The sequence below is a fragment of the Dethiosulfovibrio peptidovorans genome (genome assembly GCA_002748665.1).
GTDB classification, from domain to species: domain Bacteria; phylum Synergistota; class Synergistia; order Synergistales; family Dethiosulfovibrionaceae; genus Dethiosulfovibrio; species Dethiosulfovibrio peptidovorans_A.
On sequence record PDTB01000019.1, the window covers coordinates 1 to 24217 of the forward strand.

A 24217-nucleotide genomic window follows, 5' to 3' on the forward strand; every position below is an offset into this window, starting at 1 on the left:
GCAAGAGAGTCGTCCCGGCTGAAGAGCCCTCCGGTCCACTTGCCCAGGGCCACGACGCACGCCCCCGTGAGAGTTGCCATGTCGATGATGGCATCCGGCCTCATCTCGCTGGCCAGGGAGAGCGCATCCGCCAGGGCCAGGCGCCCCTCCGCGTCGGTGTTATTGATCTCGATCGTCTTGCCGTTACGGGCTCGGACGATATCGTCTGGACGGTACGCCGTGCCGGAGGGCATGTTCTCCGCAGCCGCGACGATGCCATGCACCTCCACCTCGGGAGCAAGCGCCGCTACCCCCTGCATGATACCCAGGACATTGCAGCCCCCGGACTTGTCGCCCTTCATGGTCGTCATGAAATCCGCCGGTTTGATGTCCAGCCCACCACTGTCAAAGGTCAGTCCCTTGCCGACGAAGACGACCTTTTTCTTCGCCCTTTTGGGCACATAGGAAAGACGAATCAGGCGCGGAGGGGTTGCCGATCCACGTCCCACGGCCAGAAGAGCGCCCATGCGTTCCTTCTCCAGACGTTTCTCGTTCCAGATCTCGCAGTCCAGGCCCGATGCCTCGGCGAGGGCCTCTGCCCGCCCAGCCAGAACGGGCGGGTTGATGACGTTGCCGGGCTCGTTAGCCAGCTCTCGCGTCATAATCTGCGCGGCCGCGAATTTCCGTCCCTCCGCAGCATCCTCCTCCGAGAGCTCCGTGACGAAGACCTCCCTGAGGCTGAAGTCCTTCTCGTCGTCCTCTTTTTGCTTGTACTTGTCAAAGACGTAGCCGCAGAGCTCCACAGCCTCCGCCATGAGGGAGGAACAGGAAAGGCCCCCCTCGTCGAACGCCAGTTTTCCGCCGCGCAGATGAGCGCAGGGGACGAGTGCCGTCCCGTTGTGCTGACGTCCCACAGTTCGCAGGGCGTAGGCCAGCATATCACGAACCAGAGCGGAACCACATTCCTTCTCTTTGCCCAGCCCCGCGAGGTAGAGGTTACGAACCGCCCCTCCGAAAAGAGGCACCTGAAGCAAGACCCCCTTCTTGCCCGTAAAATCCTTGCGCGAGACCAGCTCCTTGACGAGGTCCCCGCAGGGCAGAGTCGCCTCTCCTCCACAATCCTCCTCACGGAGGAGCAGAACCAGGGCATCGCCCTTCCATTGATTTGCAGAATCCTTGAATATCTTGATGTCGATCATCCGAGAGACCTCCTCATTTTACGCATCTCCGAAGGAAAGGGAGACAGGATATCTTCAGCTGCGTCATCACCATAGACAGCGCAGACCACGTCGTCGCCATCCAGGAACGGCATCTTGTACTACGCGTTGGCCAACGCGGTTCGTGCCGACGACACACGCATGAAGTTGATAGGATGGGCGACGTATCCGCCCTTCCCGTTACGTCGAACGTCGAAATAGCACAAAAACGAGACACGTTTCGAACCAGGGAAGCAATCGGCAAAGGCACCTCCATGGTTCGGCGCTCAGGCCTCGGTTGGTGCAGGCAGCAGGACACCAGGGCCGCAATACACCACTCGAATATGATAGAAAAGACAAAAACACCCGCCTCTCGGCGGGTCAGGTCTCCGTGGGGCTCGATATTTTTAAAAATGGAGCGGACAACGGGATTCGAACCCGCGACCCTTAGCTTGGGAAGCTAATGCTCTACCAACTGAGCTATGTCCGCCCGGCGACAAAAATTATAGACCGGGCGAGCCGGTTTGACAAGCCCTTCACAGGAGGTGCTGCGACAGTTTGTAGGTGTTCAATCATCTCACTCATTCACCTTGACATCAAACAGACCGTCTCCACATGGCAGGTCTGGGGAAAAAGGTCGAAGCTCCGCACTTGCCTCAGTTTCCATCCCTTGTCCATCATAATCCGAACGTCTCGGGCCAGGGTGGCCGGGTTACAGGAGACGTAGAGCAGCCGGAGGGCGGTGCTTTCGTCCACGGCATCCATGACCTCTGAGGCGCATCCGCTCCTGGGGGGATCGAGAACCACGGTCTGAGGTCGCTCCGCCGTGAGCTGAGGAAGAAGATCCTCCGCCCTGCCGCACAGAGCCCGTACGTTGTCCAGCCCATTTGCCTCCATGTTGAGGCTCAGACGCTCTACGGCTGGAAGCCATTCCTCCACGGCCAAGACCGATCGGGCCTGACGAGCGAGCAAAGACGTCAACGCCCCCACACCGGCGTAGAGCTCCACGACGGAACCGTCCAACTCGGCGGCCAGATGGGCCGCATACCGAAAGAGCGCCTCCACCTGATCCGGGTTCACCTGAAAGAACGCCGTCCCGTCATACTGAAGCATCGCCCCCGAAACGACCTCGGAGATCAGCCCATCTCCCCATATGGGAACGGTCTCGTCGCCCAGGATACGGTTTCCCTTTCGGGGATTGATGTTCCAAAGAGCTGAACCAACTCCCGAAAGCTCGGTCCGTACTCGGCGAAGTCCCTTCTCGATACGTAATCGCAAAACCCTGTCCCGAAGGGAGGTCACCACCGGCATAATCATCGACTGACCCGCTCGATTCCCCCGAAACACCACATGGCGAAGCATACCCCGATTCCGGCGCTCGTCGTAAAAAGCTCGGAACGAGCCGGACAAACTGGGGAGAAGTGTGGAGCGAAACGACCGATACAGGCCGTCGAGATGCGGCATAAGGACGGGACAACCATCGATGGGAACCAGCTCGTGGCTTCCGACTCGGAAAAAGCCGATCCGCCCACCCTTTCGGAACTGAACCGGAAAAGACGCCTTATTTCGATACCCCCATGCACTGGGACTCGGCTCACACACAATCGACTCCAGTTGAACCCCGGCGAGACGCTCCATCGCCGACCGAACGGCATTCTCCTTGATCCGAAGCTGAACATCGTAGCTCCCGTGCTGAAGCTGGCAGCCACCGCACCGACCGAACCAGGAACATCTTGGAGTCACCCGATGGGGCGATGGTTCCAGCAACTCGACCAGCCGTCCCACGCCATACCCCTTTTTCTCCGAGATGACGGCCAGACGCACCATCTCCCCGGGCAAAACGCCATCGACGAAATAGACCTTGCCGCCGTCATCGGGAACGAGAACCCCCTGCCCTCTGGAATTGACGTCTCGAACCGTCCCTATCATCACAACCCCCTGAAAAAAACCGAGTCAAGACGAGAAGATCTCGCCTCGACTCGGAGTTTTGCCCTCTCTGCTCTCGCTACATATGGATAGACTGGCTGTTTTTTAAAATTCTGTACCCTTCGTCAAAAGCCTTGCCGTTCATCTCCTCAGTCCCTTTGGGCACTCGTGCCAAAACGGCCTTTCGAACGGCCGCAGGATCCAGGACCTTCTCCAACTCCATTACCCGAGCAACCATGCCCAGAGAGACCATGTTCGTCACAAGCTCCCTGCCGATGACGTCCCGAGCTGTCCGAACGATCGGCAGATGATAGATATTCGCGTCTACCTGGGGAATATCCTGCACGTAGAAATCGTCCACGATGAGCCGGCCTCCCGGTTTGGTGTTCGTTGCGTATTTCTCACAGGCCTGAGTGGTGAGGATCACCTGAAGGTCAGGCTGAACTGGCATGGGGTAGTCGATGGGCTCACCGGAGATGACCACCTCGGCCTTTGAGCTTCCGCCACGGGCCTCAGGACCGTAGCTCTGGGTCTGAACAGCGTAGAGATCGTCGGCGTACAAGGACGCCGCCTCACCGACAACGACCGAGGCGAGAATCACACCCTGTCCACCCGATCCGGCAAAACGGATTTCAAAACGATCGTTCATCAGGCCTGCCTCACTCTCTCGACCATGGACATGTACTGGTCTGTATACTCGGGAGCCTCTTTGTTGACAAACTGGCCCACAACGATCTTTCCGAGGAGCTCCTCGGGCTCCATCTTCTGCGCTTTGGCCTGAGACACGGAGGCACCTTTGAGGAACTCGATGTTGGAGATAGGCGTCTTCCGCTTGTTCCTCCGGCCATACTGAGTATGACAGCTTGAGATAACCTCCACAACGGAGAAGCCTTTATGGGCGACTGCCTCGGCGATGAACTTCTCGGCCTGCTTCGGATTGGCGATAGTTGTTCTGGCGACGAACGTCGCACCGGCTCCCTCGGCCAGACGGCACAGATCAAACGTTCGGTCCACGACGCCGTAGGGGGCCGTGGTCGCCAGAGCACCGGCAGGGGTCGTGGGAGAGGCCTGGCCACCGGTCATGCCGTAGATGTTGTTGTTCATCACGATAGCCGTGATGTCGATGTTTCGACGACAGGCGTGGATAAAGTGGTTGCCTCCAATAGCCGAACAATCACCATCGCCCATGACGTCGATAACCGTCAGCTTCGGTCTGGAAAGCTTGATACCCGTGGCAAATCCCAGAGAACGGCCGTGTGTCGTGTGGAGTGTACAGGCGTCGATATACCCGGGCATCCGGCTGGAGCAGCCGATCCCCGAGGCGATAACCGTGTTTGTCGGATCCTTACCAGCTGCGACCAAGGCCCTGAGCAGGGCGTGAAGAATGATCCCGTGGCCACATCCGGGACACCACATATGAGGAAAAAATCGTGTCCGAAGCCAGCTGTGTACTTCCCTTGAGGGCATCCTAGCTCACCTCCTGCTCAATCTTGTCAAAAATGGTCTTAGGGTGGAACAGCTCACCGGTAACGAGCTCCATCTGAGCGATCCGTGCCTTGCCCTTCACCGCTCGTTCGACCTCAAAGAGCATCTGGCCACAGTTGAGCTCAGGAACAATGATGGTCTTCGCCTTGCGGGCCAGTTTTTCAAGCTCCTTGTCGGGAAACGGCCACAGGGTGATGGGACGGAAATGTCCGACCTTGATGCCCCTCGCCCTGGCGTCCTTGACAGCCCGAACGCTGGATCGGGCCACACTACCGTAGGAAACCACCAGGATCTCGGCATCCTCGGCAAAGACCATATCGTATCGGACGATATCATCCCGAAAACGAGCGACCTTTCTCATAAGGCGCTTCATCTTCTTCTCGATCTCCTCGCAGTCGTTGGTAGGGAACCCCCAGTCGTTATGGGTCAAACCGGTGACATGCCACCGATAGCCGTCTCCGAAAGCCGCCATGGGAGGAATATCGTCCTCGGGGTCCGCCTGATAGGGGACAAAAGACTCAGCCTCAACGGAAGGCCTTTTTCGATCCACTATCCGATACGTCCCCGGCTCTGGGATATGGATCTTCTCCCTCATGTGACCAATTTCCGCATCGCTCATCACGAGAACCGGCTGACGATAACGCTCAGCAGCGTTAAAGGCATCGATCGCCATGGTGTAACACTCTTCCACCGAGGACGGAGCAAAGGCGATCGTGGCGTGGTCGCCGTGAGTTCCCCACCGGGCCTGCATCACGTCCTGCTGAGCCGCCTTGGTGGGCACTCCCGTGGAGGGACCGCCTCTCATAACATCGACCAACACCATGGGCACCTCGGCCTCGTAGGCCAGACCAAGATTCTCCTGTTTCAGGGAGAAACCAGGCCCCGAAGTTGCCGTGAGAGATTTGAGACCGGCGATGGATCCCCCGATAGTGGCAGCGATGGCGGAAATCTCGTCCTCCATCTGTATAAACCTTCCGTTTACTTTTGGCAATTCTTCAGCCAACTTCTCAGCTATCTCGGTGGACGGTGTGATGGGGTATCCCGCAAAAAACCGACATCCGGCAGCCAAAGCCCCCAGGGCAAAGGCCTCGTTCCCCTGCAAAAAAGCGACGTTACTCATCAGCCTTCGCCTCCTTTTCCTTCACGGAGATGGCCAAATCGGGACAGATATTCTCACACTGACGACACCCAATGCACTGGTCCATCTTAAAGGGCTCGGATTTCTGCCGATCATCGAGAGCCAACACTTTTTTAGGGCAGATCTCAACACACAGAGAACACCCTTTGCACCAATTCTTTGTAATAAACACGTTAAAATTCTTCGCCAAAGACTCCACCTCCAGGCAACTCCAATCCCGTAAAAACGGGCCCCCCTCATCGAGACGAGCCATGAGCACCGAGGCCAGGGGCTCGATAGTATCGGGCCCGAAGGTTCTCGGGACTCGTGGCCGTCTCCCGGTGGCTCCAGGCCGTCGCAGCAACGGACAGGGCACCGATACAACACACTCTCTCAATGTCAACTGAATCGCCAAAAACACCGGGCTCGGGCAACGTTCGGTCCTCCGTGCAGCGAAGGAGGAGAGGCCCATCAAAACCCGAGAGCACGGAGCGCAACTCGTCAATGGAGCGTTCCCCCTCCTGAAGGACCAGGCTCAACTGCCCGGAGGCCCGACGAAAACCGGCACAGTAGACCTTCCCCTCTCCTGCCCTGATACAGGGGACGAGGAGTCCTCCATTCGGGCTGTCGGACCACACCAGAGCCGCCAGAGAACTCACCGGGATCACTGGCACGGACAGGCCGTCGGCCAGAGCCATACAGTACGCCATGGCGATACGAATACCCGTGAAATATCCGGGGCCCACCGTCACAGCCACGGCGGAGAGGTCCTCCAGAGACCAGTGGGCCTTCCGCAGGGCCTCCTGGACTATCAAAGGCAACCGTGCCGCCTGAGAGCGCCCCAAGTCCAGATTCGTCTCAACCACGAGAGCTCCGTCATCCATGATCCCCACGGACGTCCACCGGTTGGAGCAATCGACGGCCAGAATGCGTTCGCTCATTATGCTCCCCTCCACTGATCGGCATCATGAGCCGCAAGGCGCTCTTTGCTCTCGTCGTTCAAGGGCTCTACGGAGATCGTCCGACGATCGGGTTCCTCGTCAACCCCCTCCCCGTGAAAGCAGCGAAAGAGGACTCGAAACCCGCTACTCCGAGGGCAAACCGCAAGCCGCTCAGGCCATTCGACCATAAGCACCCATCCATCGTCCTCGTACTCATCAAGCCCCAGATCCCGAGAATCAGCCGTCTCCAAGCGATAGAGATCAGCATGAGCTACGGACAGACGCCCCTCGTACTGGTTCACCAGAGAAAATGACGGGCTCTTGACACTCCTCCCCCCCAGAGCCTCCGTCGCTCCCCTGACAAACGTGGTCTTTCCGGTTCCCAGATCCCCCTGAAGCAACACCCAGTCTCCCCCCCGAAGCACCTGAGCGAAGAAGCGACCAAAGGCCTCCGTCTCACTAGACGAGGCGGTCGTCACGGACCAACTCACCGGCGTCTCCGACGGAGCACGAAAATCACCAGAGCCAGGGCAAAGCCCACAGCGATGGCTGGCAGAAAAAAGCGAGAGACAGAGACATCCGGCTGATAGACCGATACTCCACCGATAACCGCTCCGGCAAAAATCAGGGACAGAGCCGATATTCCCCAGCCTCGACGCTGAATCCGTTTGGTCTTCTGAAGCTCCTTGTCCCAATCCACAGGCGGGCGGCGTCTCATGGAAGCCCTCCCATCACCGACGGGCAGACGGCGGCTATCTCCGACGCCAGGACTCCATCGACACCACGATGCTCCATCAGCTCCCCGGCGCGACCATGGACCCAGGCCGCAATCGCAGCGGCCTCAAAGGGCGCACACCCTCTCGTCATAAAGGCCCCCACAAGGCCGGAAAGGACATCCCCCGAACCCGGGACAGCCAAACTTTGGGAGCCTGCGGCGACCACCGCCTGATGAGTCCCGTCGCCGATAAGTGTTCCCTCGCCCTTCAACAGGGCGACCCCGTAGCGTCGGCCAAGCTCGTCCACCGCAGCCAACCGCTCAGTGGCGACCTCCCGAGAGGAGCACCCCAGCAAGCGACCGGCCTCCCCTTCGTGAGGGGTCAAGACTCGATCAGCCCGCCTCAAAGGATTCAGCTCACCGAGATAGAACAAGCCGTCTCCGTCGATCACGGAGGCCCCATCCCAGACCCCGAAAAAGGACGACGCCACCTCACGAGACCAATCGGAACGATCAAGGCCAGGTCCTAAAACAGCTACGGAACACCTGGGACGCCACCGCTCCACGACGGAGACCAGATCAGAGGGCGACTCCAGAGATTCAAAAATGCACTCGGGGATGGACGACAGGGACGAGCGCACCTCCGCGGGAGCTGCCACGACGCAGAGGCCGGCACCACCACGAAGAGCTCCCAGCGCACTCAAAGCGGCAGCGCCAGAATAGCGTGGCGAGCCAGCGATCAGGAACACCCCGCCACGGCTGGTTTTGTGAGCACATCGGGACGTCTGGGGAAAACGATCCGAGACGAACATCTCGTCGACCAATGACACAGCATCCTGGTCATCCAGGATGGCCGAGGATTCGACACCGATGTGGGTCACCGAGATATCACCACATCGCCAAAGCCCGGGGGATACCCGATGCCCGACCTTCTCAGCGATCATCGTGACAGTGGCATCGGCATCGATCGACGCTCCGGGAATCGTGCCGTCATCCAGATTGACACCGGTCGGGCCGTCGATGGCGAGGATACACGAGGCATCCTCAGCAGCGACGACGGCCCGAAGCACCGCCCCTTTGGGAGCCCCCGAGGCACCGGTGCCTAAAAGGGCGTCCACGACAAGAGAGGCCTGCGAAAGAGCATTCCGAAGAGCCTCGTCGGTCATATCATCAATGTGAGAGCAGGGAATCCGAAGGGAGGAGAGAATGTGGTAGTTCAGGGCAGCAGGGCCTCGAAGCCGTTCCGGTGAACCGGCCAAGATCACGGACGGCTCTCGTCCGAGGCGGGCCAGATGACGGGCCAAAACAAAACCATCTCCGCCGTTGCTCCCCACACCAGCGAGCACGACAACCCGATCGCCAGGCTTGGTCATGGAACAGGCCGCATCGGCACAGGCAATGCCAGCGTTCTCCATGAGGACCTCCGAAGGGATCCCCAAAAAGTCTACAGCACACCGATCAGCGGCTTGGACAGCCGCCGACCTATACAGTTTTTTACGGGCTTTCACGGTTTGGCCCCTCCTCCATCACCACAAAAGCAACGGCGTATTCCCCATCATGACTCAAAGAAAGATGAAATCGATGACCCTCAACAAGCTGACGAATCGACAAATCCATACACCCCAGCTTGATACTGGGCCCCCTGTCGGAGCGTCGAACCGAAACACCTCGAAACACAACCCGTGCCAGATTCACCCCAGACGCTTTGGAAAAAGCCTCTCGAGCGGCGAAGGACGCCGCAAGATGCCGAGCCGGATCGGGACGAGCCAGGGCATAGGCAATCTCCTCGTCGCTGAAGACCCTCTCAAGAAAATGACGGTCCGAGACGAGGCAAGACATCCGGGCGATTCGGCACATATCCACTCCGACGCCAAGGATCATGAGCACCCCTCCCTTGCTCGTTCAATACTATACTCCTTTTTTGCGAAATCACAAAGGGCGAAGAGCGAAAAAAACGAAAGACATACACTTTGAAAATGCAATATAATGATTTCCACTATATTATATATCCAATTCTTTTGGGCTACGTTGAAAAAACGAGGTCCAGCCCAAAAGGGTGGACCTCGAAAGACAAAATACATTAAAAATACTCAAAAAAGAGCTACCAATAGGTTGATCAACATAGCCCCAGATCGGCAATCGCATCTGTTCAGCTTAAACACCGACAGCAATCTGCCGAGGAGACTTCTGATCAAGGGAAACGAGCCAAACTGGTCATATTTCGACCAGCATTTCCTCAACTCCAAAGCTCCAGAGTCCTTGACACCCAAGCACCTTGGAGAATACATCGCCCAGGAACTGGGAGATACATAGTCGGTTTATTCCAGAAATTTCGGCCCGAGTTACAGTTTTTCGAAGGCACAGGTGAGGTCCTCTATAAGGTCTTCAGGCGCTTCAAGACCAACGGAGAGACGTATGAGCCCTTTGGAAATGCCAGCTGCCTTTTGTTCGTCGTCGGTGAGGGCTGCATGGGTCATGGAGGCCGGATGCTGGATGAGGGATTCGGTATCGCCCAGACTGACCGCGAGAGTCCACAGCTTAGTGCTGTTTATGAATTTTTTACCAGCGTCGTAGCCCCCCTTGAGTTCCATAGCGATCATGGCACCGTAGTAGGCCATCTGGCGATCAGCGAGTTCCTTTTGAGGATAGCTGTCCAGCCCCGGATACCGAACCTCAGCAACTTCGGGTCTGGTTTCCAAAAATCGTGCGATCTCAAGCGCCGATTCACAGTGACGGGGAACACGTATGTGAAGAGTTTTCATGCCTCGAAGCATGAGGTAGGCGTCAAAGGGCGAGAGAGTAGCTCCAGTAAGGTCTTTGAGCCCCTCGCCTTTGACCCGACTGATAAAATCCTGAGAGCCCACGACGACACCGGCGATGACATCCCCGTGACCGTTGAGGTATTTTGTGGCCGAGTGGACGACGACGTCGGCTCCAAGAGCGAGAGGACGCTGAATAACAGGCGTGCAGTAGGTGTTGTCCACAACGAGGATGGCTCCGGCGTCGTGAGCAACCTGTGCGAGGCCCGGGATGTCCATGAGGTCCATCGTAGGGTTGGCAGGAGACTCGCAATAGATCATTTTTGTGTTGGACTTGAGGGCCTTTTTGACCGTTTGGGGGTCTCGCAGATCAATAAAGGTAACGTCGATGCCGAAACGGGGGAATTGATGGGACATAAGGGAATAGGTGCATCCGTAGACCGACCGGGCGGCGATGACGTGGTCACCTCCCGAGAGGGCCGTCCACAGCAGAGAGGCAATGGCCCCCATACCTGAGGCTGCAACGGCCGCAGCTTCGCCGCCTTCTAAGATAGCGATTTTTTTCTCAACGGCAGTGTGGTTTGGATTGCCCAGTCTGGTGTAGACGTACCCGTCCTCCTCTCCTTTGAAGCGACGGGCCCCCTGGTCGGCGTCGATAAAAGCAAAAGTCGAGGTTTGATAGATGGGAGTGGAGAGGGCGCCGGTTTCGTGATCGGGATGGGTTCCGTGGTGCACACAGAGCGTGTCGAATCGATGTGACATAATATCTCCTCCTTATGTGACTGTCATATTCAAGAACTTTCTCTCTCATGCAACGCCGCAGCTCTTCCTCCCTCACATTTTATAGGCTACAATCGTTTTACACAAATATCGGATCCTTTCGAAGCGGGGACACAAAACGAAAGGGAGTATGAGATTTTATGGTACGACAAAACCACAGTCGATCAATCCAACAAACGATTACCGAGATGCTTCGGTCTGAGGGAGGGCGATTCATCTCGGGACAGGAAATATGCCAAGAACTCGGAGTGAGCCGAACGACAGTCTGGAAGCATGTGAACGAGCTCCGCGATCAGGGATACGTGATCAAGTCGATTCCCCGAAAGGGACACAAGCTGATCGCCGCTCCAGATACGTTGAGTGCTTGGGAACTGAACCCCTGGCTGACGACGGAGTTCCTGGGCCGAAGGGTTGAGCATTATTTTTCAGTAAAATCAACAAACTTGATAGCGAAGGACCTGGCTCGCCAAGGGGCCGCCGATGGAACGGTGGTAACGACAGAGCATCAGTCCGCCGGACGAGGACGCAGCAACCGCAGCTGGTTTTCCGAGGAGAGCGCTGGTATCCAGATGTCGCTGATCCTCCGCCCCTCCACTCCCCCGCATTCGGCCTCGGTGATCACTCAGATTGGCGCAGCAGCCGTCGCACTGGCTCTTGAGGCTCAGGGATTCGCCCCGGCGATCAAGTGGCCCAACGATGTGCTGCTCTCGGACAGAAAAGTCTGCGGCATTCTGACAGAGATGAGTTGCGAGCTGGATCGGATCGAGCATATCGTGGTCGGCATAGGGATAAACGTGCATACACGTCGGTTTCCCGATGATATTGCCGAAGTTGCGACCTCTCTCCTCCTTGAAGGGGGGGAAAATCTCAAGCGCCAGGCTTTAGCTGGGGCTGTGCTCAACGAGTTTGAACCTCTTTATACCCGGGGACTCCTCGGGGATGTGGAACCCGCCCTATCGGTATGTCGACGGTTGTCGTGGCTTCGAGGGAAGAACGTTTCTTTCGAGCAGGACGGAGTTATCAGAACCGGGACAGCCGGAGATGTCGACAGCAAAGGACGACTTGAGGTGGAGATCGATGATGGCCATCGAGAGCTGTTGCTGTCGGGTGAAGTTCATCTGGGTACAGGACCTGGACGCTGACCCCCCGCCCTGAGAGTATCTCACCCCCAGAGACGTCAGCACCTCGGACCTTGATGCCCCGTTTGCCAAAGTGCGGTCGGAGCCTTCTGGCCTCGACCGCACCTGCCTCTCAAAAATTATTTTCTCTTCTTCGATACCACGGTCACGTCGGTAGTATCGGGACCGGCGCTGTGGAGCACCAATCCCTGAACATCGTCGTTCCAGGCCATGCTCGACGTGTAGTTGAACAGGAAAAGCCACGGGGCGTCGTCGACAATCTGCTGCTCCGCCTTCCGATAGAGCTCCATCCGTCTCTCCCGGTTTGTCTCGGACCGAGCATCTTTCAGCAGCGTATCCACTTCTGCATTGACGTACCGAGCCCGATTGCCCTTGCCACCCAGGTTGGACGAGTGGAACAGGTCGTAGAGGAAGCTATCCGGGTCAGGAGATGCGATCCAGCCAAGCCGGAAGATATCGAACTCACCCCGGGCTAAGGTATCCAGATGAACTCCCCAGTCCACAACATTGATCTCCAGATCAATGCCCACCTCTTTCATCTGTGCCTGGACGGCCTCGGCTACGAGTTTGTGCCGCTGATTGTTATTCACCTGAAGAGTAGTCTTGAGTCCGTCGGGATACCCGGCTTCTTTGAGAAGCCTCTTTGCCTTTTCAGGATCATAGGAATACCCCTTGATTGGATCCTTATAGGGGAAGAGACCGGGAGGTGTGACTCCATTGGCCGGGATATAGCGGTTGTTGATGACCAGTTCATTGAGGGCCTTCCGGTTGATGGAATAGTTCAGGGCCTGACGGAGCTTGAGGTTCCCTTTAAAAGGAGGTTTTTTGTTGTTGAAACCATAGTAGTATACCCCCGTCCAGGGTTTTTCAATCATGAGTCCCTTCTCGCCGTATGTCGCTTTGATCTCCTCGTAAAAGGCGTCAGGCAGGTCGGGGAAGATATCCACGTTGCCCTTCCTGAACTCCATGTACGCAATGGCGTTGTCCGGAATAATGACGTATTCCAGCTTATCCAGATAGGGAAGGCGATTCCCAGAAGCATCGGAAGCCCAATAGTCGGGATTCCGCTTCATGACGTACAGGCTGTCGTGCTTCCAGCTCTCGAAACAGAAAGGACCGGTCCCGACGGGGTGGAAACAGAAATCCTTGCCCCACTTTTCGCAGTCCTCCTCGGGGACGATGACGAAATAGGCCAAAGTCAGGTTAATCATGAAAGGGACATAGGGCTTGCTCAGGACAAACTGGACGGTATGGTCGTCCAGCACCTGGACACCTTCCCAGGTGTCGGTTTTTTTGTCCAGAAAATCCTGGTACCCTTTGATCGATTCAAGCCGCCCCATACGAGGTGAGTTCATCCTCAGAAGACGCTCGAAAGAGTACTTGACGTCGGAGGCCACCATCTCCCGACCGCCGTTGGCCGTCAGCTCGCCGCCAGATTCTTTCTGAAACATGACACCTTTTCGGAGGTGGAACGTCCAGACCGTAGCGTCGTCGTTGACATCCCAGCTCTCGGCTAACCCCGGGATAATCTTCATCGTCTCTGGATCGCTCTTGAGCAGAGTTTCAGCGTATTTGAAGATAATCATGGTAGACGTCGTATCCGTAGCCTGGGCAGGATCGGGTTTAGGTGGATCGGCAACGATACGCCACCTCAACGTCCCACCGTATTCCGGCGTAGCTGCCTCCAGAGCTCCCGAGGGAACCAGAGCCAAAACACAGACTATCAGAGCAAAAAACAATCCTTTTTTCATGAACATAACCTCCCTTTGTCAGTGATTCTCCCCTCAATATGTGGCCGAACCGTCTCTATTATGGTATCACTGTCACGCGACGCATTCAATAATGATATACCTCCCGATCGGAGCTTCAAAATCCATACTCTCCCCCAGGAGACGGGATCAAGAAAAGAAGAAGGTCCATCTCCCTGTTTTGGAGCTCTCGATGCAGCACCTTTATCCGAGATCTTTCAGAAGCTTTCTCGAGATCGGTACTTTTGTCTTCCCTCCGCACGAGTCCTGTCGTATGATTGTGATCCAAAAGATCTCTGAGGGGGAGACAAATATCATGACCATGACAGTGAGGAAAATCCTTGAATTACCTCCCATGCAAGGATTGAAACTGATCGCTGGCGAGGGAGGTATTGATAAAAATCAGGTTCACAGTGTCACGGTTCTTGACGCACCCGACGCATGCTCCTGGGTTCGCAAAGGGGATTTCATTATGAGTTCCGGGTATCTTTTTCGAGATTCTCCCAAGAGCCTTGAGAAAACCCTTTCTGACCTGCATGCAAACCAGGCGGCCGGCCTGGGGATCAAGATCCACAGATTCATCAAAACCGTTCCCCAAAAGGTTCTCGATCTCGCTAACGAACTTGAATTTCCTCTGGTACACGTGCCCAATCATTTTGCCTTTGCGGATGTCATTCACCCTGTGCTCTCCGAGATCGTCAACTGTCAGGAACGTTTGCTTCGATATTCCGAGACGGTTCGCCGTTCTTTTTTTGACCTCTGCATCAACGCGGCAGATCTCCTGACGATTCTGGAGCATCTGAAAAACTTCATCCATAAACCCTTTGCCTTCGTGAACGTCCTCACTGGAGAGCGACATTTTTTCGGTCCCGCTGAATTTTTGCACCAACAGTTTGAAACTATGGCACTTCGGGATATCCTTTGTTCCATACCTTCGGATCCGGTAGCGCTCAACGGAAAAATCTACGGATACCTGGTCTTCGACTGTCCTCCAGAGGTCCTTATGGAAAAAAGCTTCGAGATCCCTATCACCCAGGCAAAGGGAGCCATTCTCCTCTACATGCAGCGACGGATCGCAGAAATTCAGGCAGAAAGCCGCTATCGAAACGAATTTGTCCAGGACATCCTTATTCACAATCTCCGATTTGAAGGCGAGGTCTGGAACCGGGCGAAGATGTTCGGATGGGATCTTCGAGGCCCTCAATGTGTTGCCGTCATAGACATAGATAACTACAAACACCACTTCGATGATACTTTTCAGGGTCGGGATCTGCTCCCTGTTCTCGAAGGAACGAAACGACGAATTTACGGTCTATGCACTGCCAGAATGAAAAATACCTATCCATCTCTCCCCTACACGGAGATGAGCGACTCCATCGCTTTTATCCTTCCGGTTCCTCTGGATTTTCCCGCCTTTAAAAAAAAGATCTCGCCGATTCTCAAAGAGATTCATGACATCGTACGGGAGGATACTCACTTTACCGTGACCACCGGCGTTGGCAACAGCACGGAGAGTGTCTTCGACTGCCATACGAGCTATGAAGAAGCCCGTAAAGCACTGGAAACCGTTCGTGCGGCAGCCGGTGGCGATCGTGTAGTCTTCTGGAAAGAGCTGGGAGTATATAAGCTTTTGGGCAATCTTAACGACACCGATTCCGGTCAGGCCTTCTACATGGAGTACATCGGTCCCCTGATCAAGCACGACCAGAGAAAAAAATCCGAGCTTCTGCGAACTCTCAAGGTTCTGATCCGTAATAACTGGCAGTTAAAAGCCGCAGCAGTCGATCTTTCGGTTCACTACAACACCATAAAGTATCGTTATGCAAAGATATGCGAGGTCCTGGAATGTACTCCCGACGACAGCGACCAGCGCCTCAACCTCGCACTCTCTCTCAAACTATACCTAATGGACCAAGATCTCGAGAAATACTGATTCTAAAAGACAAAAAAACAAAGGAGGCAGCAAAAAAATTGTCTCTCAAGACCGTTTTTTGATTTGTTTTTTGTCCACAAAAGACGTTGATCTCCCCTGTCAGGATACATTACGATTGATGTAATAAAGACTTCCGGGAGTCTATCATGAGGAGGGGATCATGATATGCCTGCAAACGTCATTAATATCGCAAACAGCGGCCCTGTCTGGGCCATCGCCATCGTGATCGTAGCGATTGCGTTGTTTCAATCGCTTTTGTACATTCGTCTCGCCTTCAAGGCCGCCGATCAGATAGGTTTTCCCAAATCCCAATGCGTAAAGGGGCTCCGTTCCGGTGTGATCTCGGCCATCGGCCCGTCCATCGCCGTTTTTATCGTCATGGTCGGGATGATGTCCGTCGTCGGTGCTCCCATCACCTGGCTGCGCCTTTCCATCATCGGCGCAGCTCCAACGGAGCTGACCGCTGCCACCGTTGGAGCCCAGGCATACGGCGTCGAATTCGGCTCAGCAGACTACGACCTCGGTGCTCTGGCAACGTCCTGGTGGACCATGACTATTAACGGTGTCGGATGGCTTCTGGTGGTCGGACTGTTTACCCACAAACTTGAAGACCTCAGGGAAAAGGTCGGTGGCGGAGACGTCCGCTGGTTAGCGATTCTTTCGGGGGCAGCATCGCTGGGATGCTTCGGTTTTCTGAACGCCAGAAACATCAAGGTAGGGATCGAACAGCTCCTTGCCCCGTCACCGATGGAGGGGGCAGGAGGTCCTCTCTATGCGGCGATTGGCGGGATGATAGGTATGGTAGTCCTCCTGAAAATCGCAGAACGATGCACTTGGCTGAAGGAGTATACCCTGGGAATCGCGATGCTTATAGGGATGGCTTGCGCGACCATGATGGTCTAGGAGGAAAACAAGATGAATACATCCGCTTCACAGCAGGAGTTTGAACATCTCTGGAGAGGCCCTGCGGTCAGGATTGGCGTTTCCACTGTTTTGATCTCGGCACTCCTTACCTTTCTTCCCTGCCTCTATCTGTACATCGTCCATGGAGTGTTCCCGTCAACCGCCGTCGCTCTTAAAAGCTGGGCCATGATCGCATCCATCTTCGGAGCCTTTTACATCGTCGAGCCCGTTTCGTACTATCCAATTCTCGGACTCACCGGGACGTATATTTCGTTTCTCACCGGCAATATCGGCAACCTTCGGGTTCCCTGTTCCGCTGTTGCACAGGATGTGGTCGGAGTCCAGCCAGGAACGCCAGAAGCTGAGATTATTTCCACCCTTGGGCTCGCAGGATCGGTGATGACGAACCTGTTTTTCGTGACCCTGGCTGCCTTGGCAGGGACAGCTCTTTTAGCAGCGTTTCCATCGTCTATCGCCCTGGCTTTCAAAAAATACACGGTTGCAGCGATTTTTGGAGCCGTTTTTGGGCAGTTTACCCTCAAGCTTCCTCAACTGGCGATTCCAGGCATTGCCATCCCTCTCGCTCTCTACTGGAGCGGCATTTCCTTCCTGAGCCAGACATGGGTGGTTATCGTGGCCTCTATTTTCGGCACCATGGCAGTGGGACGACTTCTCTACATCCGAAAGATTCTGTAACGAGTCCCTTCCCATCAAAGGAGGTTCATCATGAACACTCAGGAAAGCCTCGCAGCTGTCAGTCGTTTTATACAAGATCACAGAGATGAGGTCGTCAATTTTGCCTCTCGTCTGGTTCAGACACGATCGGTCAACCCCCCCGGCGATGAACGGGAAATTGCAGAGATGGTCTCACAGGAATTCACCCGCCTTGGACTCACTCCAAAGATTCTGGATCACGGGGAGAATTACCGAAGCGTCATCGCATCCGTCGGGCCACACACGCAGAGGCCAGCAGTGATCTTGAACGGTCATCTGGATACGGTACCACCGGGCGAGGTCGCATGGGAGCGTTCCCCCTTTTCTGGAACCGTTGAGGACGGTTTCCTCTACGGACGGGGAGCCTCGGACATGAAAGCTGGAGATGCCGCCATGACCTACGCCGCAGCTGCTTTGGCATCGCTTGGCGAAGACGCTCTTCAGGGGCAGCTTCGATTAACTCTCACGTCAAGCGAGGAAACCATCAGCAAGGGAGCAAAGGCTGTGGCTCAGTCCGATCTCGTCAAAGGAGCCGGCGTCGTCCTCATCGCCGAACCCACGAATCTCGATATCTACACCGCTGAAAAAGGCTGTTTTTGGATCACGGTCACAGCTCGAGGGAAAACAGCCCATGGCTCCATGCCTCACTGTGGGGTCAACGCCGTCCAGGGGCTGACCGATTTTCTCTGGAAACTCCGCTCCTACTGGCATAACCTGGCCGAAATACCCCACCCCAACCTAGGCCCCTCGACAGCCAGCGTCAACGTCATCTCCGGCGGAGTAGGGACCAACGTCATTCCCGATCTGGCGACGGCAAATGTGGATATTCGAACCATTCCTGGACAAACTCATGAGGAGCTTCTCAAAAAAATGAACATGTGGGCACAGGAGCTCAGCGAAAAACACCCCGGTCTTTCCATAGACATAACGATACTGAACGACCGAGCTCCCTACGAGATCGCCCAAGATCACAACGCCGTTATATCAATGGCCACATCTATCGAAAGAGCCACGGGAAAGTCCCCAGAGCGTAAAGCCGTGGCCTTTTACACCGATGCGTCCATCTTCGGCCCGACCTGCGGACTCCCTGTGGTGATCTTCGGTCCTGGGGATCCGACCCTGGCTCACCAACCGAACGAACGAGCCAGCACAATATCCATCGTCCAAGCCGCAGAGTCCATTGCACTTTGGGCAACCGGACTTTTGAGTTAAAAGGACTGAGCAAGAGACGAAAAGATGAGGGCTTAAAAAGCCCTCATCTTTTCGTCTCGACAAACAGTTCAAGGCCAACGTCCACTCTACAGAGAACGAATATACTCCAGGCAGGTTCGAACTCCAAAGGCACTGGCACCCTTACCATAGCATCCAAAAGGCTTCTCATAGAAATCGACAGCGGCGATATCCAAATGGGCCCAGGGAATATCAGGATTCACAAACTCCTTGAGGAACATTCCGGCGGTGATCATGCCACCTCCTGGCCCCCCCGAGTTCAGGAGATCTGCCACAGGAGAGTCGATCTGCTCCCGAAGTTTGTCATCGTCCATGGTGAAGTGGTGGAATCGCTCGCCGGCTCGACACCCAGCGTCCATAATGGCTCGACTCAGGTCGTCGTGGTCACAGAGGAGTCCGGCAGTATAGTTACCCAGCGCCGTGACGGCAGCACCCGTGAGCGTGGCCATATCCACGATGACATCGGGCTGGAGCTCGGAGGCAAAAGAGAGACTGTCGGCCAGGGTGACTCGTCCCTCGGCGTCGGTGTTGACGATTTCAATGGTCTTGCCATTTTTAGCCCGAACGATATCGTCGGGGCGGTAGGCAGCTCCGTCAGGCATGTTCTCAGCGGCACCGACGACACCATGGACCTCGATATCCGGCGTCAGAGCCGCTACGGCTTTCATGATGGCTAAAACATTGCAGCCACCGGTTTTATCACATTTCATGGTCCGGATACCAACCCTGTTCTTGATGCAGAGTCCCCCGCTGTCGAAGGTGATCCCCTTACCCACAAAGACAACTTTCTTTTTTGCTCTCTCTTTGGGACGGTAGATCATATGTATGAATCGAGGTGGCGTCTGGGAACCTTTACCCACATGCCAGAGTGCCGACATTCCCTCGGCCTGTATTTTTGTCTCATCCCAGATCTCACATTCAAGCCCCGTTTCCTCAGCAATTTTTTGAGCTCGCTCGGCCAAAGTTTGAGGGGTGATATCGTTCCCCGGCCTGTTAGCCAGATCTCGGGCTTCCGTCTGGGCTCGCCCCAGGATGACACCTCTGTCGACAGCGGACTGGTGCCCACCCATCAAAAATAAGGACTCCATGGGAACGGTCCGATCGCCTTCCTTGGGGGTACGGAACCGGTCGAATCGATAGTTCCCCAGAACGGCTCCCTCAGCGGCAGCAGCGCTCAGGTCTTCGTCAAGGCCATCAGGAAAGATCACGGCTGCTTGAGCGATCCCCAGGGCTCCCAGCCGACGAACTGTCTCGGCGACGCCGTCCCGGACAGCCCCCGTAGGCACGTCTTTTTTCTTTCCCAGCCCCACAAGAAATACCTCCGCCCCTCCATCAAGCGACGGGAAACGGAACCACTCGTTTTTCCTGCCGATGGCACCGAAATGACGGGCTGCCGTCTCGGCGGCTCCGCCCCAGATCTTGCTCATATCCTGCCCTTCATAATACAGTACGGCGACGGCAGGAACCACCGGAGCATCCCCGGAAAAAACCTCGACATTCATCATACGTGACAGACCTCCCATGTAATACTTCCTCGACTCTCTCGCCGAGGGCTCAAACTAAAAGGACCCCTCACCAGGAGGGGCCCGGTTATACAGGTACGTTACTTGGCAATCCAGATATCAGTCAGATCGGTAGTGTAATCGCCCATGGCAGGAAGGAAGACGTTTTTCACCTTCGGGCCGTGGACTAAGCTGGTCGTGTAGTGGAACAGGAAGATCCATGGTGCATCCCCCACGATCTGCTGCTCCGCTTTTTGGTACAATTCAACCCGTTTATCCCAATTCGTCTCAGCCCGAGCCTGGCGTAGCCAGGTATCGACCTGAGGGTTTTTGTACCGGGAGTAGTTTCCTTTGGAACCAAAGTTATCCGAGTCCAGCAGGACGTAGAGGAAGTTATCAGGATCAGGATAGTCCACGACCCAGGCCATACGGAACATCTCGAATTCTCCCCGGGAACAGGTGTCCAAGTGGGTTCCCCAATCCTGCGCCTTCAGTTTGAGTTTAATACCAAGATCAGCCACCTGCGCCTGGATGGCCTCAGCGATGGAGCGGTGTCTTGGGTTATTGTTGTATTGCAGGGTAAGCTCAACACCCTTTTCGTATCCCGCTTCCTTGAGAAGCGCTTTAGCTTTCTCAGGGTTGAACTCGTAGCCCTTCAGGTTCGGATTGTAGCCCGGCATACCAGGAGGCAGTACGCCCCGGGCCGGAGAATACCGTCCATTGATGACGAGCTCGCTGATAGCCTCCCGGTTGACGGCATAGTTCAAAGCTTGGCGAAGCTTGTGGTTACTCTTGAAAGGTTCCTGAGAGTTGTTGAAGCCATAGTAGTACGTTCCCATCCAGGGACGCTCCTGAAAACCACTCTCGCTGTACGTTTCCTTAACCTCTTGGTAGAACTCATCGGGGACATCTTGCAGGATGTCTATGTTACCTTTTTTGAACTCCAGATAGGCCACGCTGTTGTCCGGGATCACCCGGTAGACGATCTTGTCCAGATACGGCAGGGGACTGCCCTGGTCGTCCTTCTTCCAAAAGTCGGGGTTTTTGACCAACACGACCTGGTTATCGTGGTCCCACCCATCAAGCATAAAGGGGCCACTTCCCACGAGATGGAAATTGAAGTCCTTCCCCCACTTCTCCACATCCTCCTTAGGAACAACTGTGAAGGAGTTGTACGCCAGGATAAACAAAAACGGAGCAAAAGGACGATCAAGAGTGAACTGGATCGTGTAATCGTCCAGGACCTTAATGCCAGACCATTCATCGACCTTTTTATCGGTAAAATCCTTATATCCCTTGATCTGCTCCACAAAGTACGCTCTTGGAGAATTTTCCCTGACAAGACGCTCAAAACTGTATTTGAAATCCTCAGCTTTCACCTCACGGCCCCCGTTGGCCGTGGGTTTTCCCTCGACCGTCTTGTGGAATTTGACCCCCTTCCGAAGATGGAAAGTCCAGACGGTGGCATTGTCGTTGACATCCCAGCTTTTAGCGATCTCGGGCACGACACCTTTGCCATCGGGATCATACCCCACCAGACCTTGACAGACCATATTCAGAGCCCTGCTGGACGTGGTGTCCGTTGCCTGAGCGGGATCCATTTTCGGAGGATCGTTAACAAGCCGCCAGACCAACGTGCCACCCATGACCGGAGCATCGGACGCAAAGGCCACCCCCATACTCAAAAGACCGAACATAACACCGATAAGCAACGCTAAACTGAAATTTTTCATTCCCCTGTACACCTCCCCCAAAAAATCGCCTCGATACACAATCGAACCGAAACAAACGAACGAGGCATATCCGTCCCCTCCATATTATGATACCATCCTTGTCAATTCAGTGCCTTGCGACGTCGAAAAAAATCCGTTTCAGTGACAGAGGGCTGACGATGACGGTATAATAGGGAAGCAATGCGGCATTGTCCGTGAAATTCCGTCTTTATCGAGGAGGACTCCGAATGGATAGCATAACCAACGTTTTTTTCAACAATCCCTTTGTTCAGGGGCTTATTTTAGGCCTCGTCGTAGCCCTGTTCATCTGGATTCAGGGTATGATCAAAAACGGAAAGATTACCAAGGAACTGATGCGAATGAAGGAGGGCCTGAACGCCCAGATATCTACGTCGGCCCAGAATAACGCCCAGTATATTCGTGAGAACGAGGAAATGAGAAAAAAATTAGCATCCATGGAGATGACAATGGCGACTCTCTCTCAAAAACCCAAGAGAGCCGAGCTCAAGACCCTCTACGTCTACGACAAAGCGATACATCTGATGTACGCCCGCACTCCGGGATTTGCCACAGCATGGGAAAGTGTCCTGAAGGAGGCAGAGCAGGAGATCGCTAAGGCTGAATCAGGCCTTATCCCCCTGATGAAGAAGGTCTTCCACCCGTCCCTGTCAGCCCGAACCGAGACGGACGATGGCAGTGTAGAGACTGAGCCTGATCAGGCCGGAGATACCGCATAAGAGGCCGCCGAGTTGCTATGAAAAAGCCGATTCTGTGGGCTGCCGTTATCACAGTGGCTCTTGGATTGATTGGGGGGCATCCTGATTCGGGACAGGCTTTAGCCTTGCCGTGGGACAAAGAACACGGAGCCGCCCTTCGGGTCTTCCAGCTCCTGAATTACCTTGACTTTGGTCTGGCTCGAGCCGTGGAGACCCATGATGCCCTGCTCCTTGCCCGAGAGTACGACGTCCTGGCGGGAGAACTCAACCTGTCCGCCATTCAAGACGAACAGGTGATACAGATTATCGAGTCGCTGGGAGATATGGTAGATCGTTCCGAAGCCGATCGTCTCTGGAAGCAGGTTCAGAGTGTTTTCACCAGAAAGACGCACAGGGAGATATACGAAGGCCTCATGCGTTTCGACTCACCCCAGGCGGCGGCGTTGGCTGTGATCTCCCGACGAGGCGCTCCATGGTACGATTATGCCCGAAACAGGGAGACCTATCGGCAGGACCTCCGAGGCAAGGTAGACCTCACTGACGGCCAGATCCGTAAGCTCACGGAGCTCCGAAAGGACATGCTCCGTATATCCTGGGAGCTGGTGAGCAAATACGACTCGGGCATAAAGGTTCGACTGAGTGGCAAGGAGATGGACCATTTCGTGACCATTCTGACCGAGCACGATCCGGTGCGCCTGTCCCGACGCCTGAGACGTCTTCTTGAGGACCAGCCAGCCTTCGCAGAATTTCCCCCCCTGTGGTTCTATCTGGGAATGGCCGAGACCCAACGTCCCGACAGAAACACCGAAGGTGCCCTGTATTGTTTTAAACGATACGAGGGTACGTACAAGGGTATTTTCATTCGGGATCCCCTCCTTGTCCTGAGCGCCATGGAGAGCATCGCTCTTCTTTCCGAGGAGGAGCATACTCAGACGCTTCGATGCCTGGAGGTTTTGGAAGGTAACTGTACGGACGACGACTGGCAGTGTTTTCTGCTGAGTGCCATCGTTCAGGCTCGACTTGGCCTGATCCCACAGGCGAGGGAGAACCTTCAAAGAAACATGGACAACGGGCACTTGGTCTCGTTATGCGCCCGAGTTTTAGGGACAATCCTTCTGGACGCCGGTGACCTCCGAGGATTGAACGAGACGACAGAGCGAGCCGTGACCGATCCCAGGATACGCCGGGGAGATATTCTTTCGCTGGCAGCTCACTGTACATCCACAACCTGCATAAACTGGTTGAACAAAGAGGTCGCTCGGATGAGGCTCTCCCTGGCCAAAAGCGACAAAAGCTCAGTCAGACTGGAGCTCCCGTCAGACTGGATCGACGTTCCATGCTCTATGGACGTCCAGGTCACCTGGTCGCCAGAGAATCAAGGTTGGCGTACGTCTCTGTCCGCAACAGCGCTGGCGGTTCTTCCACAGGGTGATTTACCCGATCTCCAGCTGTTGGAAACACCACCCGAAGAGGCTCCCAGGCTGCCAAAGACCCTCACGGTCACCCTGACCCATCCCTTGTTTCGATTGGTCACCGATTGGGAGCTGATCCCCCCGGATGACAGCATGCTCAGAAGCCTGAAGCTCTCGGTAGCCCAGGCCCTTCCCTTTTATCGCCCCGAGGTAGGAAAATACAGAATAAAAAAAGAAAACAAGAAAAGCCCAAATGGGGTTCCCCTCTCGATGGATCAGAAGGATTAAG

At 55.3% G+C, this 24217-nt stretch carries 23 protein-coding genes and 1 tRNA gene; 8 read left to right on the top strand and 16 right to left on the bottom strand.

Annotated elements, in window-relative coordinates:
- The 12 genes from CSA35_04465 to acpS form a co-directional block, all read right to left on the bottom strand.
- On the bottom strand, positions 1-1178 hold a 1178-nt coding region (locus CSA35_04465), incomplete at its 3' end, for an aminopeptidase (protein ID PIE54631.1).
- 411 nt (positions 1179-1589) lie between these two features.
- Positions 1590-1665, bottom strand: a tRNA-Gly gene (locus CSA35_04470).
- A gap of 95 nt (positions 1666-1760) precedes the next feature.
- A complete protein-coding gene (locus CSA35_04475) occupies positions 1761-3104 on the bottom strand; it encodes a 23S rRNA (uracil(1939)-C(5))-methyltransferase RlmD (protein PIE54632.1) in 1344 nt (447 codons plus the stop codon).
- Positions 3105-3180: 76 nt separating this feature from the next.
- Complete coding sequence (locus CSA35_04480; GenBank protein PIE54633.1) at positions 3181-3750, bottom strand: 2-oxoglutarate ferredoxin oxidoreductase subunit gamma; 570 nt, start codon at positions 3748-3750, stop codon at positions 3181-3183.
- A complete protein-coding gene (locus CSA35_04485; GenBank protein PIE54634.1) occupies positions 3750-4568 on the bottom strand; it encodes a 2-oxoacid:ferredoxin oxidoreductase subunit beta in 819 nt (272 codons plus the stop codon). Before CSA35_04485 ends, CSA35_04480 begins: the two co-directional genes overlap by 1 nt.
- Before the next feature lies 1 nt (position 4569).
- Entirely contained in the window at positions 4570-5706 is a 1137-nt protein-coding gene (locus tag CSA35_04490) for a 2-oxoglutarate synthase subunit alpha (GenBank protein PIE54635.1), read from the bottom strand.
- Positions 5699-5914 carry a ferredoxin gene (locus tag CSA35_04495; protein ID PIE54636.1) on the bottom strand — a complete coding sequence of 72 codons (216 nt, stop codon included), beginning with the start codon at positions 5912-5914 and terminating at the stop codon, positions 5699-5701. The genes CSA35_04490 and CSA35_04495 overlap by 8 nt, the downstream gene beginning before the upstream one ends.
- A 46-nt stretch (positions 5915-5960) precedes the next feature.
- On the bottom strand, positions 5961-6644 hold the full coding sequence (tsaB, locus tag CSA35_04500; protein ID PIE54637.1) for a tRNA (adenosine(37)-N6)-threonylcarbamoyltransferase complex dimerization subunit type 1 TsaB: 684 nt from the start codon (positions 6642-6644) through the stop codon (positions 5961-5963).
- Positions 6644-7135, bottom strand: coding sequence for a tRNA (adenosine(37)-N6)-threonylcarbamoyltransferase complex ATPase subunit type 1 TsaE (locus CSA35_04505; protein PIE54638.1), 492 nt, complete (start codon positions 7133-7135; stop codon positions 6644-6646). The genes tsaB and CSA35_04505 overlap by 1 nt, the downstream gene beginning before the upstream one ends.
- A complete protein-coding gene (locus CSA35_04510; GenBank protein PIE54639.1) occupies positions 7132-7362 on the bottom strand; it encodes a hypothetical protein in 231 nt (76 codons plus the stop codon). The genes CSA35_04505 and CSA35_04510 overlap by 4 nt, the downstream gene beginning before the upstream one ends.
- Positions 7359-8867 (bottom strand): bifunctional ADP-dependent NAD(P)H-hydrate dehydratase/NAD(P)H-hydrate epimerase, encoded by a 1509-nt coding sequence (locus tag CSA35_04515; protein ID PIE54640.1) that lies wholly within the window; start codon positions 8865-8867, stop codon positions 7359-7361. The genes CSA35_04510 and CSA35_04515 overlap by 4 nt, the downstream gene beginning before the upstream one ends.
- Positions 8854-9240: a holo-[acyl-carrier-protein] synthase gene (gene acpS, locus CSA35_04520; GenBank protein PIE54641.1), complete on the bottom strand. Its 387-nt coding sequence runs from the start codon at positions 9238-9240 to the stop codon at positions 8854-8856. The genes CSA35_04515 and acpS overlap by 14 nt, the downstream gene beginning before the upstream one ends.
- Before the next feature lie 105 nt (positions 9241-9345).
- Between acpS and CSA35_04525 the strand changes: the two genes are divergently transcribed.
- Positions 9346-9672 (top strand): hypothetical protein, encoded by a 327-nt coding sequence (locus CSA35_04525; protein PIE54642.1) that lies wholly within the window; start codon positions 9346-9348, stop codon positions 9670-9672.
- Positions 9673-9701: 29 nt separating this feature from the next.
- On the opposite strand, the gene CSA35_04530 is transcribed toward CSA35_04525, so the two are convergent.
- Entirely contained in the window at positions 9702-10880 is a 1179-nt protein-coding gene (locus CSA35_04530; GenBank protein PIE54643.1) for a methionine gamma-lyase, read from the bottom strand.
- 158 nt (positions 10881-11038) lie between these two features.
- On the opposite strand from CSA35_04530, the gene CSA35_04535 reads away from it, so the two are divergent.
- The gene (locus CSA35_04535; protein ID PIE54644.1) at positions 11039-12040 is read left to right on the top strand and encodes a biotin--[acetyl-CoA-carboxylase] ligase; all 1002 of its coding nucleotides are present in this window, start codon (positions 11039-11041) and stop codon (positions 12038-12040) included.
- 116 nt (positions 12041-12156) lie between these two features.
- Here CSA35_04535 and CSA35_04540 read toward each other — a convergent pair whose 3' ends face one another.
- Positions 12157-13788 carry a peptide ABC transporter substrate-binding protein gene (locus tag CSA35_04540; protein ID PIE54645.1) on the bottom strand — a complete coding sequence of 544 codons (1632 nt, stop codon included), beginning with the start codon at positions 13786-13788 and terminating at the stop codon, positions 12157-12159.
- A gap of 91 nt (positions 13789-13879) precedes the next feature.
- Between CSA35_04540 and CSA35_04545 the strand changes: the two genes are divergently transcribed.
- The 4 genes from CSA35_04545 (at position 13880) to CSA35_04560 (ending at position 18547) form a co-directional block, all read left to right on the top strand.
- Positions 13880-15718, top strand: a complete 1839-nt coding sequence (locus CSA35_04545) for a hypothetical protein (protein PIE54646.1) — start codon at positions 13880-13882, stop codon at positions 15716-15718.
- 165 nt (positions 15719-15883) lie between these two features.
- The gene (locus CSA35_04550) at positions 15884-16621 is read left to right on the top strand and encodes a DUF5058 domain-containing protein (protein ID PIE54647.1); all 738 of its coding nucleotides are present in this window, start codon (positions 15884-15886) and stop codon (positions 16619-16621) included.
- A gap of 12 nt (positions 16622-16633) precedes the next feature.
- Entirely contained in the window at positions 16634-17317 is a 684-nt protein-coding gene (locus CSA35_04555; GenBank protein PIE54648.1) for a hypothetical protein, read from the top strand.
- A gap of 30 nt (positions 17318-17347) precedes the next feature.
- Positions 17348-18547: a hypothetical protein gene (locus CSA35_04560; GenBank protein PIE54649.1), complete on the top strand. Its 1200-nt coding sequence runs from the start codon at positions 17348-17350 to the stop codon at positions 18545-18547.
- An 86-nt stretch (positions 18548-18633) separates the two neighbouring features.
- On the opposite strand, the gene CSA35_04565 is transcribed toward CSA35_04560, so the two are convergent.
- Together CSA35_04565 and CSA35_04570 are read right to left on the bottom strand one after the other, a co-directional pair.
- Positions 18634-20067, bottom strand: a complete 1434-nt coding sequence (locus CSA35_04565; protein PIE54736.1) for an aminopeptidase — start codon at positions 20065-20067, stop codon at positions 18634-18636.
- Between the two features lie 101 nt (positions 20068-20168).
- Positions 20169-21800 carry a peptide ABC transporter substrate-binding protein gene (locus tag CSA35_04570; protein PIE54650.1) on the bottom strand — a complete coding sequence of 544 codons (1632 nt, stop codon included), beginning with the start codon at positions 21798-21800 and terminating at the stop codon, positions 20169-20171.
- Positions 21801-22027: 227 nt separating this feature from the next.
- Here CSA35_04570 and CSA35_04575 point away from each other — a divergent pair, with 227 nt between their 5' ends.
- Both CSA35_04575 and CSA35_04580 read left to right on the top strand, forming a co-directional pair.
- Positions 22028-22537 (top strand): hypothetical protein, encoded by a 510-nt coding sequence (locus tag CSA35_04575; protein PIE54651.1) that lies wholly within the window; start codon positions 22028-22030, stop codon positions 22535-22537.
- A gap of 17 nt (positions 22538-22554) precedes the next feature.
- Positions 22555-24216: a hypothetical protein gene (locus CSA35_04580; GenBank protein PIE54652.1), complete on the top strand. Its 1662-nt coding sequence runs from the start codon at positions 22555-22557 to the stop codon at positions 24214-24216.
- The last annotated feature ends 1 nt before the right edge of the window (position 24217 follow it).

Excerpts from the sequence above, each read along its gene's own strand:
- acpS (PIE54641.1), bottom strand. The coding sequence starts at position 9,240 with ATGATCCTTGGCGTCGGAGTGGATATGTGCCGAATCGCCCGGATGTCT.
- CSA35_04580 (PIE54652.1), top strand. The coding sequence starts at position 22,555 with ATGAAAAAGCCGATTCTGTGGGCTGCCGTTATCACAGTGGCTCTTGGA.
- CSA35_04510 (PIE54639.1), bottom strand. The coding sequence starts at position 7,362 with ATGAGACGCCGCCCGCCTGTGGATTGGGACAAGGAGCTTCAGAAGACC.
- CSA35_04550 (PIE54647.1), top strand. The coding sequence starts at position 15,884 with ATGCCTGCAAACGTCATTAATATCGCAAACAGCGGCCCTGTCTGGGCC.
- CSA35_04535 (PIE54644.1), top strand. The coding sequence starts at position 11,039 with ATGGTACGACAAAACCACAGTCGATCAATCCAACAAACGATTACCGAG.
- CSA35_04530 (PIE54643.1), bottom strand. The coding sequence starts at position 10,880 with ATGTCACATCGATTCGACACGCTCTGTGTGCACCACGGAACCCATCCC.
- CSA35_04540 (PIE54645.1), bottom strand. The coding sequence starts at position 13,788 with ATGAAAAAAGGATTGTTTTTTGCTCTGATAGTCTGTGTTTTGGCTCTG.
- CSA35_04475 (PIE54632.1), bottom strand. The coding sequence starts at position 3,104 with ATGATAGGGACGGTTCGAGACGTCAATTCCAGAGGGCAGGGGGTTCTC.
- CSA35_04555 (PIE54648.1), top strand. The coding sequence starts at position 16,634 with ATGAATACATCCGCTTCACAGCAGGAGTTTGAACATCTCTGGAGAGGC.
- CSA35_04575 (PIE54651.1), top strand. The coding sequence starts at position 22,028 with ATGGATAGCATAACCAACGTTTTTTTCAACAATCCCTTTGTTCAGGGG.
- CSA35_04565 (PIE54736.1), bottom strand. The coding sequence starts at position 20,067 with ATGAATGTCGAGGTTTTTTCCGGGGATGCTCCGGTGGTTCCTGCCGTC.
- CSA35_04525 (PIE54642.1), top strand. The coding sequence starts at position 9,346 with ATGATTTCCACTATATTATATATCCAATTCTTTTGGGCTACGTTGAAA.
- tsaB (PIE54637.1), bottom strand. The coding sequence starts at position 6,644 with ATGAGCGAACGCATTCTGGCCGTCGATTGCTCCAACCGGTGGACGTCC.
- CSA35_04560 (PIE54649.1), top strand. The coding sequence starts at position 17,348 with ATGAACACTCAGGAAAGCCTCGCAGCTGTCAGTCGTTTTATACAAGAT.
- CSA35_04570 (PIE54650.1), bottom strand. The coding sequence starts at position 21,800 with ATGAAAAATTTCAGTTTAGCGTTGCTTATCGGTGTTATGTTCGGTCTT.
- CSA35_04485 (PIE54634.1), bottom strand. The coding sequence starts at position 4,568 with ATGCCCTCAAGGGAAGTACACAGCTGGCTTCGGACACGATTTTTTCCT.
- CSA35_04490 (PIE54635.1), bottom strand. The coding sequence starts at position 5,706 with ATGAGTAACGTCGCTTTTTTGCAGGGGAACGAGGCCTTTGCCCTGGGG.
- CSA35_04545 (PIE54646.1), top strand. The coding sequence starts at position 13,880 with ATGATATACCTCCCGATCGGAGCTTCAAAATCCATACTCTCCCCCAGG.
- CSA35_04480 (PIE54633.1), bottom strand. The coding sequence starts at position 3,750 with ATGAACGATCGTTTTGAAATCCGTTTTGCCGGATCGGGTGGACAGGGT.